We start from the raw sequence: 13679 nt of genomic DNA, 5'->3' as shown, positions 1-13679 counted from the left end.
ATGTCTCATCCCATAACAGCATGGCGTGACCAAGGGGGACATCATGCGGAGAACAGGGGTAATAGCGACAGCTCTCGTCCTGGCGGGTGCCGGACTGGGCGGCGTGGCGACGGCCGCGGACGCGGCTCCGGCGGCCGCCGCGCGGGCCACGGCCTGTCCGACCGGCTGGGGCAGCGGAGCCAAGGGCGGTACGGCCACCGGGGCGGTGCCGCTGAAGAACATCAGGACCGGCCGGCACGACTGCTACGACCGGATGGTGTTCGACGTGCCGGGCGGCGGCCGCACAGTCGGCTACTACGTCCGGTACGTGGACCGGCTCCGGCAGAGCGCCACCGGGCACACGATCCCGGTCGGCGGCGGGGCCGTGCTGGACGTCCATGCCGGCGCGCCGAGCTACGACCCGGCGACCGGCGCGGTCACGTACCCGGGGCGGGTGGGCCGCACCCTGCCGGGTGTGGATGTGCACGGGTACCGCACCTTCCGGGACACCCGGTTCGCCGGCAGCTTCGAGGGCGAGACGCAGGTGGGTCTCGGCGTACGGGCCCGGCTGCCGTTCCGGGTCCAGCAGGTGTCGGGCCATCTGGTCGTCGACGTGGCCCACAACTGGACGGGAGCCCGCTGAGCGGATCCGCGGGTCCCGGCCGTGTCACATCTGGGAGCGGGTGGCGCCGAAGTGCGTCTCGTGGTTCCAGACGTGCCGGCAGGACGGGCACTGCAGATGCAGCAGGCTGCCGCTGTTGGAGAGCAGGTAGCGCCAGTGCCCGCGGCACGGGCGCCCCTGCTCGCAGGTGGCGCAGCCGCGGCGGTCGTCGCAGTTCGGGCAGGCCACCCAGGCGCGACGGCCGATGTCGGCCTGCGGATCAAGCGGCAGCATCGCCGCCGCCGCGCCGCGGCAGCACACCGGCCGCGATCAGCTCCTCGTACAGCCGCTGCTGTTCGTCGTCGAGGCCGGAGTACAGCAGGTCGTACGCAGCCTCCTCGCCGTGCAGCGCCGCGACGGGGTCCCAGCCGGCACCGAGGGCGGCCACGGTGTGCGTGCGCCGGAGCATCTCGTGGGAGCTGAGGTCGACGGTGAACTCGACCGGCTCGGCGGCGCCGGGCCGGTCCGCCGGGGACTTGCCCGCCACGACGGGTTCGTCCGGTTCGCCAGGAATGATGGGGCCATGGGTGGACATGCGTCCGAACGTAGGTACGTGTCGGCCGCCGCGGCAAGAGCAGGTGGGAGAAGTCACAGGGTCAGCGGGCGAGGAGCCCGGCGAACCTCTCGGTGTCGATGTTGCCGCCGGAGGCGATGACGCCGATCCGCCGCGGCGGGTTCTCGACGCGCCCGGCCATGAGGGCCGCCAGGGCGCTCGCGCCGCTCGGTTCGAGGACGATCTTCAGGCGTTCGAAGGCGAACCGCATGGCGTGGACGATCTCCTCGTCGCTGACGACACTGACGGCGTCGACGAGCCGCTGGTTGATCGGGAAGGTGATCTCGCCGGGCGTGGCCAGGGCCTGGCCGTCGGCGATGGTGCGGGGCACGGGGATGGTGACGCGCGCGCCGCTGGCCAGGGAGAGCCGGGTGTCGTCGCCCTCCTCCGGCTCCACGCCGATCACGCGGATACCGGGGTGCAGCGCCTTGGCCGCGGTCGCGCTGCCGGCGATGAGGCCGCCGCCGCCGACCGGCACCAGGAGGGCGTCGAGCTCTCCCGTGTCCTCCAGGAGTTCGAGGGCCGCGGTGCCCTGGCCGGCGATGACGTGCGGGTGGTCGTAGGGCGGGATCAGGGCCAGGCCGCGGTCCTCGGCCAGGGCCTCGCCGAGCGCGGTGCGGTCCTGCGCGTAGCGGTCGTAGGTGACGACCTCGGCGCCGTACCCGGCGGTGGCCGCCAGCTTGGAGCGGGGGGCGTCCTCGGGCATCAGGATGACGGCGCTGGTGCCCAGTTCACGGGCGGCCAGCGCGGTCGCCTGGGCGTGGTTGCCGGAGGAGTAGGCGGCGATGCCCTTGGCGAGCTGCCCGGGCGAGAGCTGGGCGGCGGCGTTGTAGGCGCCGCGGAACTTGAAGGCGCCGACCCGCTGGAAGTTCTCGCACTTGACGAACACCTCGGCGCCGACGGCCGAGTTCAGCGTGCGGGAGGTGAGGACGGGGGTGCGGTGGGCGATGCCCCGGAGGCGTGCGGCTGCTGCCCGGACGTCGTCGAACGATACGGGTGATGCGGCGGCCATGGTGGTTCCTTACGGCAGGAGCGGGCGGGGGTGACGGGCGGGGCGGTGGCCGGTGGAGGCGGCCGGCGGGGTGCGGTTCACCAGCCGGCGACGCGGTTCCAGACCGTCTGGACCGCGGGCGCGGGCCGGGCGGGCCGGGTGCCGTCGACGACGTGGTAACCGTGGTGCTGGGCGGCGGTGGCGCAGGCGTGGTTGGGCAGGACGCGCAGGCGGGTGCCGATGGGCAGGTCGGGCAGACGGGCGCCGTCGCGGGCGGTGAGGGTGCCGTGCTCCTGGCTGGCGGCGGTCATGACGAGCCCGGGGACGAGCCGTCCGTCGAGGTCGGCGACCAGTCCGTAGCCCTGGTCCTGGGGCTGGGCGGAGGTGCCGCGGTCCCGTGACATGGCCATCCAGCCGCCGTCGGTGAGGATCCAGCCGAACTCGGGGCGGTGTCCGATGACGGTGACCACGACCGACAGGGCGAGGTCGTCCAGGTCGCAGACGCCGAGACCGGCCATCACGAGGTCGAAGAAGACGTAGTTCCCGGCGCGCAGTTCGGTGACGCCGGTGAGGTCCTCGGCGGCGTGGGCGGTGGGGGTGGAGCCGACGCTGACGACTGGCACGGGCAGGCCGGCGGCGCGCAGCCGCCCGGCCGCCGTGACGGCGGCGTCGCGTTCCCGCTCCGCCGCCCGGCGCCGCTCCTCGGCGGTGTGGGCGAAGTAGGACTCCCCCGCGTGGGTCAGGACTCCGTCGAGGCAGCCCGCTTCGTGCAGGACGCGGCCGATGCCGACGAGTTCCGGCGCGTCGGGGCGCAGGCCGCCGCGGTGGCCGTCGCAGTCGATCTCGATCTGGGCTGGGACGGCGATGCCCGCCTCCCTGGCCGCTTCGGCCACGGACGCCGCCTGTGCGGCGCTGTCGAGCAGCACGCGCAGGGTGACGCCGCGGCGCAGCAGGGCGATCACCCGGGGCAGCTTGTGCGGGTCGATGCCGACGGCGTAGGTGATGTCGGTGTGGCCGCCGTCGGCGAACGCCTCGGCCTCGGCGAGGGTGGAGACGGTGACGGGGCCGGGTGTGCCGTCGTGCAGGAGCGCGGCGACGTCCAGGCTCTTGGCCGTCTTGACGTGCGGGCGCAGGGTGACGCCGAGGCGGTCGGCGCGCCGGGCGAGCCGCTCGACATTGCGCCGCACCCGGTTCGCGTCGACGACCGCGAAGGGGGTGTCGGGGTCGGCCAGGGTCCGGGCGGGGGCGGGCGGCGGGGTGGTGGTCACAGGCTGATGTCCGTCTTCTTCAGCAGGGCCAGGCCCAGGTGGAGGTCTTGCAGGCCGATGCCGGAGCTGTCGAAGACGGTGATGTCGTGTGCGTCGGGCGTCCGGGACCGGCCGGTGAGGACGTCGCCGAGCGGGTGAGCACCGGTGTCCTCGGGGGCGTGCCGGCACTCCCCCGTGCGGCGGTCCGCGGCGGTCATGGGCGGCCTCTCACCTGGTGTAGTTGTAGACGGTGGCGCGGGACACGCCGAGCAGGTCGGCGATGATCCGGGCGGCGTCGCGCGAGTCGAAGTAGCCCTCCGCCTGCAGGTGCCGTACGAGCGCCTTCTTGGCCTCCCGGCTCAGCGAGCGCGGTGTCCCGCCGCGCTCGGCGGCGAGCGCCTCGACCGCCCGGCGCAGCTCGCGGGCGTTGCGGTCGCGCAGAGTCTCCAGCGGCTGCTCGCGGTGTTCGGTGCCGGTGGCGACGAGGTTGGACAGGGCGAGCGTGACGGGTGAGAGCACGGAGACGTCGAGGTTCAGGCAGAGGGCGGCGATGTACTCGCCGGCGGCGTTCTTGATACCGATGGAGGTGCTCTTCGCCGGGCGGCCGTCGGGGAACCGGTTGGGGTAGTTCTGGATGACGCTGGGGTACTCCGGGTCGGCGATCCGGGCCAGGCCCAACTCGGTCGCGGAGTCCCCGGTCCGGCGGCCCGAAAGGTTGTTCTCGATCGTCCGGATGGCGTGCCGTGGGTCGCGCAGGTCGTGCAGGACCACTTCGCACAGGCCGGGGAACATGCGCCCGAGGGCTACGGCGATCTTCTCCGCCTCACCGATGAGGTGTTCGTCCGCCTCGGCGGCCGGAAACGCCGCCGCGCCGGTGCGGGGGTCCGGCTCTGCGCCGTCCATGACGTGGTCCATAGGCGTCCACCTCGGAATCTGGACTGAGAATCCAACTCTGGACAGGAAGACTAACTCGGGGTCTCACCGCCGTCCAGAGCCGGATGCACGCGCCCGGCTCAGCGGGCGGGCAGGCGGACCCCCAGCTCCGCGGCGGCCGCCCGCAGCACGGGGACGAAGGCGACCAGATCGTCCACGCCGCGTCGGAACGCGGGGGCGGCGGTGGACAGGGCGCCGTAGAGGCCGCCGTCCGGGCGCAGGATCGGCACGGCCACGGCGCGCAGCCCGGCGTGGTGCTCCTCGTCGACGGTGGCGTAGCCGAGGTCGGCGGCGCGGGCGACCTCCGCGCGCAGGACGTCGCGGTCGGTGATGCTGTTCGGCCCGTGCGGTGTCAGCTCGACGCGGTCCAGCAGGTCGGCGCGTACGTCGTCGGGGGCGAAGGCCATCAGCACCTTGCCCATCGAGGTGCAGTGCAGCGGTCCGTGCCGGCCGGGCTCGCTGCGGACGCCGACCGGGAGGGGCCCGTCGACGTAGTGCACGTACAGGTGCCGGGTGCCGTCGAGCACCGACATCAGGGTGGCTTCCTCGGTCTGCCGGGTCACGCCCCGCATGACGGGCAGGGCGGTGCCGGCGAACCCGTGGGCCTGCCCCGCCTGCTGGCCGAGCTGGAACAGCCTGAGGCCCGGCTTGTAGCGCTTGCCGTCGGGCTCGAACTCCACCAGGCCCTCGCGGCGCAGCGTGTTGAGGAGCCGGTGCGCCGTACTGATCGGGACGCCGCTCTCGCGGGCCAGCGCGGACAGGGTGCTGCCGTGTGCGTGCTCACCGACCAGGACGAGCAGCCGGATCGCCCGGCCCACGACGTCCGCCGGGGCCGTACTGGAGTCGTTGGAGTCACTGGAGGTCACAGAGGCAAAGGTACCCAATTTTCCATTGGGTGGAAAGCGATTTCATTCAGTGGTTGACATTGATCCTCGGACCAGCCCACGATGCTTTCCGTTGAGCAGACAATCTTTCCGCTCAATGGAAAGACGTGCTGTTGGATCGCGGTCGAGGCCACCTGGAGGACGACACACATGAGCCATCCCCTTTTCGACGTCACCGGCAAGGTGGCCCTGGTCACCGGGTCGAGTCGCGGTATCGGCAAGGCCCTGGCCAGGGGTCTGCTGGAGGCGGGCTGCACCGTCGTCCTCAACGGCCGTGACGCGGCGGCGCTGGGGTCGGCCCGCGCGGAGCTGGCGGCGGAGTTCGGGGACGCGGTCGTCGCGGAGGCGTTCGACGTCACCGACTCGGCCGCGGTCGCCGTCGCCGTCGCCCGGATCGAGGACGAGGCGGGGCCGATCGGCGTCCTGGTGAACAACACCGGGGCACAGCGCCGCGCGCCCCTGCTGGACTTCACCGACGAGGACTGGCACGGCCTGCTGGACACCAACCTCACCAGCGCCTTCCTGGTCGGCCGCGAGGTCGCCCGGCGCATGGTGCCGCGGGGGCACGGCAAGATCGTCAACATCTGCTCGCTGCAGAGCGAGGTGGTACGCCCCGGCATCGCGCCCTACTCCGCCACCAAGGGCGGCCTGAAGATGCTGACCAAGGGCATGTGCGCCGACCTCGGACCGCACGGCATCCAGGTCAACGGCATCGGTCCCGGCTACTTCGACACCGAGCTGACCTCCGCGCTGGTCGCCGACGAGGAGTTCAGCGCCTGGGTGCGCGGTCGTACCCCGGCCGGCCGCTGGGGCGACGTCGAGGACCTCGTCGGCGCCCTGCTCTTCCTGTCCTCCCCCGCCTCCGACTTCGTCAACGGGCAGCTGCTGTACGTCGACGGCGGCATGCTCTCCGTCCTGTGACCGTGAAGGAGCCCCTGACCATGCGAGCCTGTGTCGTCCACGGAGCCGGCGATCTGCGGATCGAGGAGCGGCCGTTCACCGGCCCGGGACCGGGTGAGATCGCGGTCGCCGTCGCCCTCGGCGGAATCTGCGGATCCGATCTGCACTACCACCACCGTGGCCGGGTGGGTGACTTCGCGCTGCGTGAGCCGATGGTGCTCGGGCACGAGGTGGTCGGCCGTGTCGCGGACCTCGGACCCGGCACCGGCGCCCCGGACGGGCCGGCGCCGGGCACCCCCGTCGCGATCCATCCCGCCACCCCCTGCGGCACCTGCGAGGAGTGCGCGCGCGGCAGGCGCAACATCTGCGGTCACACCCGCTACCTGGGCAGCGCCGCCCACACCCCGCACGTGCAGGGCGGCTTCGCCCAGCTCATCAGCGTGCCCGCCGAGCAGGTCCGGGCGCTGCCGCCCGGGCTGAGCCTGCGCCGCGCGGTGCTCGCCGAGCCGCTGTCGGTGGCGCTGCACGCCGTGCGCCGGGCGGGCGAGGTGCGGGGCAGTCGGGTCCTGGTCACCGGCGCCGGGCCGATCGGCTGCCTGGTCGTGGCGGCGCTGCGGCACGCCGGGGCCGCCGAGGTCGTCGTCAGCGATCTGCACGAGGAGCCGCTGCGGATCGCCACGGCGATGGGCGCCACCGCCACGGTGCGCGCGGACCGGTCCGGTGATCCGGCCTGGTCCGCCGGGTTCGACGTCGCCGTCGAGGCGTCCGGCGCGCCGGCGGGGCTGCGCAGCTGCGTGGAGCGGGTGCGCCGGGGCGGCGTCGTCGTACTGCTGGGGCTGCTGCCGCCGGGCGAGGTCGGGCTGCTCGGCAACGTCGCCGTGACGCGGGAGCTGGAGCTGCGCGGGGCCTTCCGGTTCGACACCGAGTTCGACGAGGCGCTGGCGCTGCTGGCCCAGGGCCTGCACGTGGAACCCGCCGTCACCCATGTCTTCCCGCTGGAGCAGTCCGCCGCCGCGTTCGCCGTGGCCCAGGACCGCACGGTCGCCTCCAAGGTCCTGCTCGACCTGTCCGGGGACTGAGGAGGGGCTGGAGGGACTGAGGTGGCTGACGGGGGCCGGCGGCAGGACACTACTGGTGGACGGGCGTTTCCCGTGGTGTGCTGGAGGTAGCGGGAAGGACTCCTTGGAGACGCGGAGAAGCGGCTGACGGCCGTGCACCGCGCAATCAGGATCCACGAGAAGCGGATGGCGTCCTTCCCGTCCGTCACGCACCCACCCGGTCATGCGTCCTTCCCGGCCTTCGGTGCCTGGGCCGAAGGGCCCCCGTTCGGGCCCGAGCGGCCCGTGGTGCCAGGGGCACGGGAGGCCCACTCTGGCAGCAGACGCCAGGAAGGGAGCCGGTGCCATGACCTCCGCCACCACCACCTTGAACGCGGCTCTGCCCGCCGAACACCGTGAACGCCTGATGCGGGCCGCCCGCGAGGTCTCGTTCGACAGCGGTATCCGCCTGTTCGAGGAGGGCCGGCGGGCCGACCGCTTCTGGATCGTGCGCACCGGCACCGTGGCCCTGGATCTCCGGGTGCCCGGCCGCCGTCCCGCCGTCATCGAGTCGCTCGGCCACGGCGATCTGGTCGGCTGGTCCTGGCACTTCCCGCCGCACATCTGGCAGCTGGGCGCCGAGGCGCTGAGCCCCGTACGGGCCTGGGAGTTCGACGCCGGGACCGTCCTGGAGATGTGCGCCGAGGACCCGGAGTTCGGCCGGGCGATCGCGGTCTGGGTCGGGCGGGTGGTCGCTCAGCGGCTGCACGCGTCCCGGATCCGGCTGCTCGACCTCTACGCCCCCTACGGCAGCGGCGGCCTGGTGTGAGCACCCGGCCCGGCGAGGAGGACATCATGGCAGGCAGCCCGTACCGGGTGGGCGACGTGATGACGCGTGCCGTCGTCGCGGTGGGCCGCAAGGCCCCGTTCAAGGACATCGTCGAGCGCATGGAGCAGTGGAAGGTCAGCGCGCTGCCCGTGCTGGAGGGCGACGGACGGGTGATCGGCGTGGTCTCCGAGGCCGATCTGCTGCCCAAGGAGGAGTTCCGGGACAGCGATCCGGACCGGCGCACCCAGTTGCGCCGGCTGCCCGACATGGCCAAGGCCGGCGCGGTTTCGGCGGACGAGGTGATGAGCGCCCCGGCCGTCACCGTGCACGCCGACGCCACGCTCGCCGAGGCGGCACGGATCATGGCCCTGCGGCACGTCAAGCGGCTGCCCGTGGTGAACGCCGAGGGCGTACTCGAAGGCGTCGTCAGCCGCTCGGACCTGCTCAAGGTGTTCCTGCGCCCGGACGACGACCTCGCCGACGAGATCCGGCGCGACGTCGTCGACGTCCTCTTCCCGGCCCCGGTCGAGCCCGTGCACATCACGGTCTCGGACGGCGTGGCCACCCTGACCGGCCGCGTCACCGACGCGACCCGCATCCCCCTGGCGGTCGGCATGGTCCGGGCCGTCGAGGGCGTGGTGGGCGTGGACTGCCACCTCACCTCGGCCGACGACTGACGCCCCCCTCGCCCTCGCCCTCCGCCGGCGCTGACGCCGACGACCGTCGCCCCTCACGGGGCGACACGCCGGCGTCCTCACCCTCGCCCGCCGCTGAGGTCGCGCCACTCGGGGCCGACTCGTTTCCACTCCTCGGCCCATTCGTTCAGGCGGCGGCGTACGAGGGCGGCCCGCAGCAGGCGGCCGCCGGCCCAGATCGCCCCGGCGGCGAGCGGGCCGACGAGGATGTCGGTCAGGTCCGCCTGGAGGGCCGCCTCCGTCCTGCCCAGGGGCTCCGGCACCACCCGGTCGGCGTCGTCCGTCCACACCGTGAGCCGGGTGCCCACCGGGGCGCCCGGCAGCAGCCTGGCCGTGGCCCGGTGCACCGAGCAGTCCGCGTCGGTCCAGCGCACGGTGACCCGCACCCGGCCGTCGTCGCGTCCGCTCGCGGTGCGGTGGCGGGCGGGGCAGCCGGCGTGACGTCGGTGACCACGGCGGCGACCGGGCCCGGCGCGCGGCGAAGGCCGAGTCCACCGTCCGTGCCGCCACCAGCCCCGCGACGGCCCCGCCGGCGACGACGAGGAGCCACATCCCGAGCACGATGCAGGCCTCCACGACGTCGCTGTGTCTGCGCAGCGCGTTGCGCCGCCAACGCCACAGCCGGACAGGGGACTTGCTCGTGCGGGGTGTCTTCGCCGGCATCGGGGTGGCCTCCTCTCGGCTCCGCCTGCCGTCGGCCGCCGTCAGGTGGGGGCCGTCCGCCGCGGCTCCGAAAGCTCCGGACCGGCGTGCGGGTGGCGGCGCGGGCCGGTCAGGGCGCAGCGCACGTCCACGACACCGGGTACCGACCGGGCCAGCAGGGTGGCGAGCGGTACGAGCACGGTGTCGTGGACGCGCCCGGTGAGGGTGACCACGCCGTCGCGCACCTCGACCCGCACCGGTGCCTGCGCGGTGCCGAACAGCCGCACGACGACCTCCCGGTCGACGTCCTCGGCGATGTCCTCGTCGGTGCGGAGGAACACCTTCAGCAGGTCGGACCGGCTGACCACGCCCTTGAGGGTGCCGTCGTGGCCGACGACCGGCAGGCGCTTGACCCCGCGGCGGGCCATGACGCGCGCCGCGTGGGCGAGGGCGGCCTCGGGCGGCACGGTGACGGCCGGGGAGGTCATCAGCTCCGCCGCGGTCACCGCGTCCGCCTTGCGGAGGTCGGCGAGGTGCCGCACCTGTGCGGACCGGTCCGGGTCGCCCTCGCGGTACTCCTCCTTGGGCAGCAGATCGGCCTCGGAGACCACCCCCACGACCCGGCCGTCGGCGTCCAGCACGGGGAGGGCGCTCACCCGCCACTCCTGCATCGCCCGCACGATCTCCTTGAAGGCCGCGCCGGTGCGCAGGGCCACGACCGTGCGGGTCATCACGTCGTCAACGACGGTCGGAGTGCCGTTCATGGCGCCCTCCCGGGAGCTCGGATCCCGTCCTGGGGACCCCTTCCTGGGGATCCCTTCCTGGGACACTCCCAGCGTGCGGCCACCGCCCCGCCCGGGGGGATGGGCCGAGTGGCCCGTTCCCGGGGGCGAAGCGGCCCGGACCACGGCCGGCCACGTACTCCGAGGGACCTGTGGCCCCCCATCGGGGCCCATCGGCACTACGGCCGGGGCGCGGCGTGGACGACAGTGAACGCAGGAGCGGCACCGATCCCCCGCGGTGTCGCTCCGTCGTCCCGCTCCCGGCGCAGCAGCCCGTGGCCCCGGCGCCGGACCGCCTCACACGGTGATCCGGCGTCCGGTGATGGTGAAGGGATCTATGCGCACCCACACGCTCCGGGGGCCGCCGGCCCAGGGCATGCTGTACGCCCGCTCCGCCAGCCGTTGCTGCTCGTGCCGGTCCGTGACGGCGCGGGCGGGCCCGCGCACCAGGACGCTCCAGCCCTGGCTGAACGCGTCGTCGATGCGGTCCACCTCGAACGCCACCTGGAGTCCCGCGGCCAGGGAGGGGGTGGCGCCGCGCGCGGTCCGGAAGACGATCGCGCCGTCCACGACGGTGTAGTTGACCGGCACGATCACCGGCCCCGACGGCGTGGGCACCGCGAGCCGCCCCACGCCGTGCATGGCCAGCAGCGTCCGGCACTCGCTGGGACGCAGTTTGCTGAACTCCGGTGCGCGCCCGGCCTGTCCGGTGCCGGGCGGCAGGTCGACGCCGCCGCCGGTGAGTTCGGTGACGGTGGTCTCCAGCGCCTTGGCCAGGTTCATCAGGGCACCGGTGCCCGGCGCGGCGCCGGGGTGCTCCTCCAAGTACCTGAGATAGCTGGCCGCCATCCCGGCGCGGGTCGCCGCCTGCCGCCGGGTCAGGCCGAGCTGCAGCCGCCGGGCGGCCAGCCGCCGGCCGAGGTCGCCCAGCGCCGTACGGGTGTCCATCTCCGCGGGCGTGTCGGTCACCGCTTCCCCGGAGGGGGCCGCCGTCCTCGCTCCTGTCCTGCCGGTCATGGTCGTTCGCCTCCTTCTCGCTGCTCGGTCAGGCCGCGGGGACGGCCAGTTCCGCGTGCTGCTCCCCGCCGAGAACCACCTTGAGCGCGCCGGTCTCGCCGGCCCGGGAGAAGATGTCGTACGCCTCCTCCATCTGCTGCAACGGGAAGGTGTGCGTGACCAGTCGGCCGGTCGGCAGCCGGCCCGCGGCGGCCATCCGCAGCAGGGTCGGGGTGGAGTAGGTGTCCACCAGGCCGGTGGTGATGGTCACGTTCCTGATCCACAGGTCCTCGAGGTGCAGGGTCGCGGGCCGGCCGTGCACGCCGATGTTGGCGACGTGCCCGCCGGGGCGGACCATGCGGGTGCACAGTTCGAAGCTCTCGGGGACGCCGACCGCCTCGATGACCACGTCCGCGCCCAGCCCGTCGGTCAGGTCGGCCACCAGTTGCCGCGGTGCCTCGTGCACGTCGGCCACCGCGTCGGCGCCGAACCGCCTGGCCGCCTCGAGCCGGGCCGGCGCCAGGTCGACGGCGATGATCCGCTCGGGCGAGAACAGGTGTGCCGTGATGATCGCCGCGAGTCCGATGGGGCCGGCGCCGACGACGGCGACGGTGTCACCGGGACGGACCCGCCCGTTGAGGACGCCGACCTCGTAGGAGGTCGGGAAGATGTCCGCCAGCAGTACCGCGTCCTCGCTGCGGACCGCGCCGGGCAGCGGGTGCACGGACAGGTCGGCGTAGGGCACGCGGACGTACTCGGCCTGGGTGCCGTCGATCAGGTGGCCGAGGATCCAGCCCCCGCCGCCGCGGCACTGGCCGTAGGCGCCGTCCCGGCAGAATCGGCACCGGCCGCAGGAGCTGATGCAGGAGAGCAGCACCCGGTCACCGGGCCGCACGGTGTTCACGTCGCTGCCGACCTCGACGACCTCGCCGACCGCCTCGTGGCCGAGCACCGTGCCGGGGCGTACCTCGGGCACGTCGCCCTTGAGGATGTGCAGATCCGTCCCGCAGATGGTGACGGCACCGACCCGCACGATCGCGTCGGTCGGCTCCTTGATCGCCGGGTCCGGGACGTCCTGCCAGGAGGCCTGCCCGGGACCGTGGAAGACATAGCCCTTCATGACGCTCCTCACCTCTTCGGTCTGCCGCGGGACCAGGGCGTCCGGCAGGCACGCGGGCGCCGGCCGGACTCCGGCACACTGCCGGAAGTGCCGCACATGTCCAGCTTGTGCGGTACTCGGGGCCCGCGCATGGGGCCGACCGGCCCTCGCCACCGGCCGGAGGGCGCCCGTCCCGGCCCCTCGCCCCCGCCGGGCCGCCCTGTTTCAGCCCCCCGGAGGGCGCCGTCCTCACGCCGCGCGATGCCCGTACCGCACCCCGCGGGCCCTGTCGGCCACGGGATGGGGCCGACCGGCCCTTCCGCGGACACCCCCGCAGGCGTTTGTCTCGTTGTATGTCCGAGAACCACACGATGCCCAGCCCGGCCTCCGCGCTCCGCGAGGCCGACGGCGCGACCGTCGTGGCCGTGAACGGGGAGATCGACCTGCTGTCCGTGGACGCGCTGGCGGAACGGCTCGACACGCTCACCGCGGGCCCGCGCCCCGATCTGGTGCTCGACCTCAGGCCGGCCACCTTCATCGACTGCACCGGGCTGGGCGTCCTGTGCCGGACCCGGAACCGGACGCTGGCCCGCCGGGGCCGGCTGCGGCTGGTCGCCGACGACAGCACGGGTTTCCTGCGCATGCTGCGCCTCACGGGTCTCGGGGGCGTCTTCGACGTGCACTCGCGACTGCCCTAGGACCCGGCCCGCCGCCGGATCCGCCGCCGAAGCCAAGTCCCCCCTTGGAGTCCCCATGTACGGCACCCCGCACATCGTCAGCGACGTCATGACGCACACGGTCGCCGCCGTCGGCCGCCGGGCGCCGTTCAAGGAGATCGTGGAGATGATGCAGGACTGGCGGGTCAGCGCCCTGCCGGTGATCGAGGGCGAGGGCCGGGTCGTGGGTGTGGTCTCCGAGGCCGACCTGCTGCCCACGGAGGAACTGCGGGACGACCCCGCCGAGGAGTACACGCGGCTGCGCCGCCCCGCCGACCTGGCCAAGGCCGGCGCGCTCAGCGCCGGGGACCTGATGTCCTCGCCCGCCGTGACCGTACGGGCGGACGCCACCCTCGCGGAGGCCGCCCGCGTGATGGCGCGGGCCGCGGTGAAGCGGCTGCCGGTGGTCGACGAACTCGGGCTGCTGCAGGGCGTGGTGAGCCGCGCCGACCTGCTGAAGGTCTTTCTGCGCGGGGACGAGGACATCGCCGAGCAGGTCCGGCGCGAGATCGTGTCCTACCTCTTCCCGCCGCCGGCCTCGTCCCTGCACGTGGTGGTCGAGGACGGGGTGGTGACGCTCGTCGGCCGGGTGCGCGACACCGCCCTGGTCCCCGTGGCCGCCCGGCTGGTCAGGGCCGTGGAGGGCGTGGTCGACGTGCGGTTCGATCTGCCGCCGGACGGCCGTGGCGCGGTGGCCGGGCAGGGCGTCGCCACCGAGTGACCGCCCCCGGCCGG

The 13679-nt window shown here is 73.8% G+C and carries 18 protein-coding genes; 7 read left to right on the top strand and 11 right to left on the bottom strand.

Going from position 1 to position 13679, the window contains the following annotated elements; translation table 11 throughout:
• Positions 1–43: 43 nt before the first annotated feature.
• Entirely contained in the window at positions 44–622 is a 579-nt protein-coding gene (locus ABZ478_RS16905; RefSeq protein WP_359549837.1) for a hypothetical protein, read from the top strand.
• Between the two features lie 24 nt (positions 623–646).
• On the opposite strand, the gene ABZ478_RS16900 is transcribed toward ABZ478_RS16905, so the two are convergent.
• From ABZ478_RS16900 to ABZ478_RS16870, 7 genes are all read right to left on the bottom strand, one after another.
• Entirely contained in the window at positions 647–874 is a 228-nt protein-coding gene (locus ABZ478_RS16900; protein WP_359549835.1) for a hypothetical protein, read from the bottom strand.
• Complete coding sequence (locus ABZ478_RS16895; protein WP_359549833.1) at positions 861–1175, bottom strand: DUF6400 family protein; 315 nt, start codon at positions 1173–1175, stop codon at positions 861–863. The genes ABZ478_RS16900 and ABZ478_RS16895 overlap by 14 nt, the downstream gene beginning before the upstream one ends.
• 61 nt (positions 1176–1236) lie before the next feature.
• Positions 1237–2205: a threo-3-hydroxy-L-aspartate ammonia-lyase gene (locus tag ABZ478_RS16890; protein ID WP_359549831.1), complete on the bottom strand. Its 969-nt coding sequence runs from the start codon at positions 2203–2205 to the stop codon at positions 1237–1239.
• A gap of 77 nt (positions 2206–2282) precedes the next feature.
• A complete protein-coding gene (locus tag ABZ478_RS16885) occupies positions 2283–3452 on the bottom strand; it encodes an alanine racemase (RefSeq protein ID WP_359549828.1) in 1170 nt (389 codons plus the stop codon).
• Positions 3449–3649, bottom strand: a complete 201-nt coding sequence (locus ABZ478_RS16880; RefSeq protein WP_359549826.1) for a hypothetical protein — start codon at positions 3647–3649, stop codon at positions 3449–3451. The genes ABZ478_RS16885 and ABZ478_RS16880 overlap by 4 nt, the downstream gene beginning before the upstream one ends.
• A 10-nt stretch (positions 3650–3659) precedes the next feature.
• Positions 3660–4334 (bottom strand): PAS domain-containing protein, encoded by a 675-nt coding sequence (locus ABZ478_RS16875; RefSeq protein ID WP_359549824.1) that lies wholly within the window; start codon positions 4332–4334, stop codon positions 3660–3662.
• Between the two features lie 110 nt (positions 4335–4444).
• The gene (locus ABZ478_RS16870; protein WP_359549822.1) at positions 4445–5230 is read right to left on the bottom strand and encodes an IclR family transcriptional regulator; all 786 of its coding nucleotides are present in this window, start codon (positions 5228–5230) and stop codon (positions 4445–4447) included.
• A gap of 168 nt (positions 5231–5398) precedes the next feature.
• Here ABZ478_RS16870 and ABZ478_RS16865 point away from each other — a divergent pair, with 168 nt between their 5' ends.
• From ABZ478_RS16865 to ABZ478_RS16850, 4 genes are all read left to right on the top strand, one after another.
• Entirely contained in the window at positions 5399–6169 is a 771-nt protein-coding gene (locus ABZ478_RS16865; RefSeq protein ID WP_359549819.1) for an SDR family oxidoreductase, read from the top strand.
• A 20-nt stretch (positions 6170–6189) separates the two neighbouring features.
• Positions 6190–7227, top strand: a complete 1038-nt coding sequence (locus ABZ478_RS16860) for an L-idonate 5-dehydrogenase (protein WP_359549816.1) — start codon at positions 6190–6192, stop codon at positions 7225–7227.
• 325 nt (positions 7228–7552) lie between these two features.
• A complete protein-coding gene (locus tag ABZ478_RS16855) occupies positions 7553–8014 on the top strand; it encodes a cyclic nucleotide-binding domain-containing protein (protein WP_359549814.1) in 462 nt (153 codons plus the stop codon).
• Between the two features lie 26 nt (positions 8015–8040).
• Positions 8041–8691, top strand: coding sequence for a CBS domain-containing protein (locus ABZ478_RS16850; RefSeq protein ID WP_359549812.1), 651 nt, complete (start codon positions 8041–8043; stop codon positions 8689–8691).
• Between the two features lie 77 nt (positions 8692–8768).
• On the opposite strand, the gene ABZ478_RS16845 is transcribed toward ABZ478_RS16850, so the two are convergent.
• The 4 genes from ABZ478_RS16845 to ABZ478_RS16830 all read right to left on the bottom strand — a co-directional run bounded on the left by ABZ478_RS16845 (position 8769) and on the right by ABZ478_RS16830 (position 12249).
• Positions 8769–9095: a hypothetical protein gene (locus ABZ478_RS16845; protein ID WP_359549809.1), complete on the bottom strand. Its 327-nt coding sequence runs from the start codon at positions 9093–9095 to the stop codon at positions 8769–8771.
• Between the two features lie 318 nt (positions 9096–9413).
• Positions 9414–10115 (bottom strand): CBS domain-containing protein, encoded by a 702-nt coding sequence (locus tag ABZ478_RS16840; protein WP_359549806.1) that lies wholly within the window; start codon positions 10113–10115, stop codon positions 9414–9416.
• A 315-nt stretch (positions 10116–10430) separates the two neighbouring features.
• Complete coding sequence (locus tag ABZ478_RS16835) at positions 10431–11081, bottom strand: pyridoxamine 5'-phosphate oxidase family protein (RefSeq protein WP_359550022.1); 651 nt, start codon at positions 11079–11081, stop codon at positions 10431–10433.
• Between the two features lie 97 nt (positions 11082–11178).
• Positions 11179–12249, bottom strand: a complete 1071-nt coding sequence (locus ABZ478_RS16830; RefSeq protein ID WP_359549803.1) for a zinc-dependent alcohol dehydrogenase family protein — start codon at positions 12247–12249, stop codon at positions 11179–11181.
• A 332-nt stretch (positions 12250–12581) separates the two neighbouring features.
• On the opposite strand from ABZ478_RS16830, the gene ABZ478_RS16825 reads away from it, so the two are divergent.
• Together ABZ478_RS16825 and ABZ478_RS16820 are read left to right on the top strand one after the other, a co-directional pair.
• A complete protein-coding gene (locus ABZ478_RS16825) occupies positions 12582–12926 on the top strand; it encodes an STAS domain-containing protein (RefSeq protein WP_359549800.1) in 345 nt (114 codons plus the stop codon).
• Positions 12927–12981: 55 nt separating this feature from the next.
• The gene (locus ABZ478_RS16820; RefSeq protein WP_359549797.1) at positions 12982–13665 is read left to right on the top strand and encodes a CBS domain-containing protein; all 684 of its coding nucleotides are present in this window, start codon (positions 12982–12984) and stop codon (positions 13663–13665) included.
• The last annotated feature ends 14 nt before the right edge of the window (positions 13666–13679 follow it).

The sequence above is a fragment of the Streptomyces sp. NPDC005706 genome (genome assembly GCF_040631045.1).
Lineage (GTDB): Bacteria > Actinomycetota > Actinomycetes > Streptomycetales > Streptomycetaceae > Streptomyces.
Note: the sequence above shows the minus strand (reverse complement) of the source record. Positions and strands in the feature narration are given on the sequence as shown.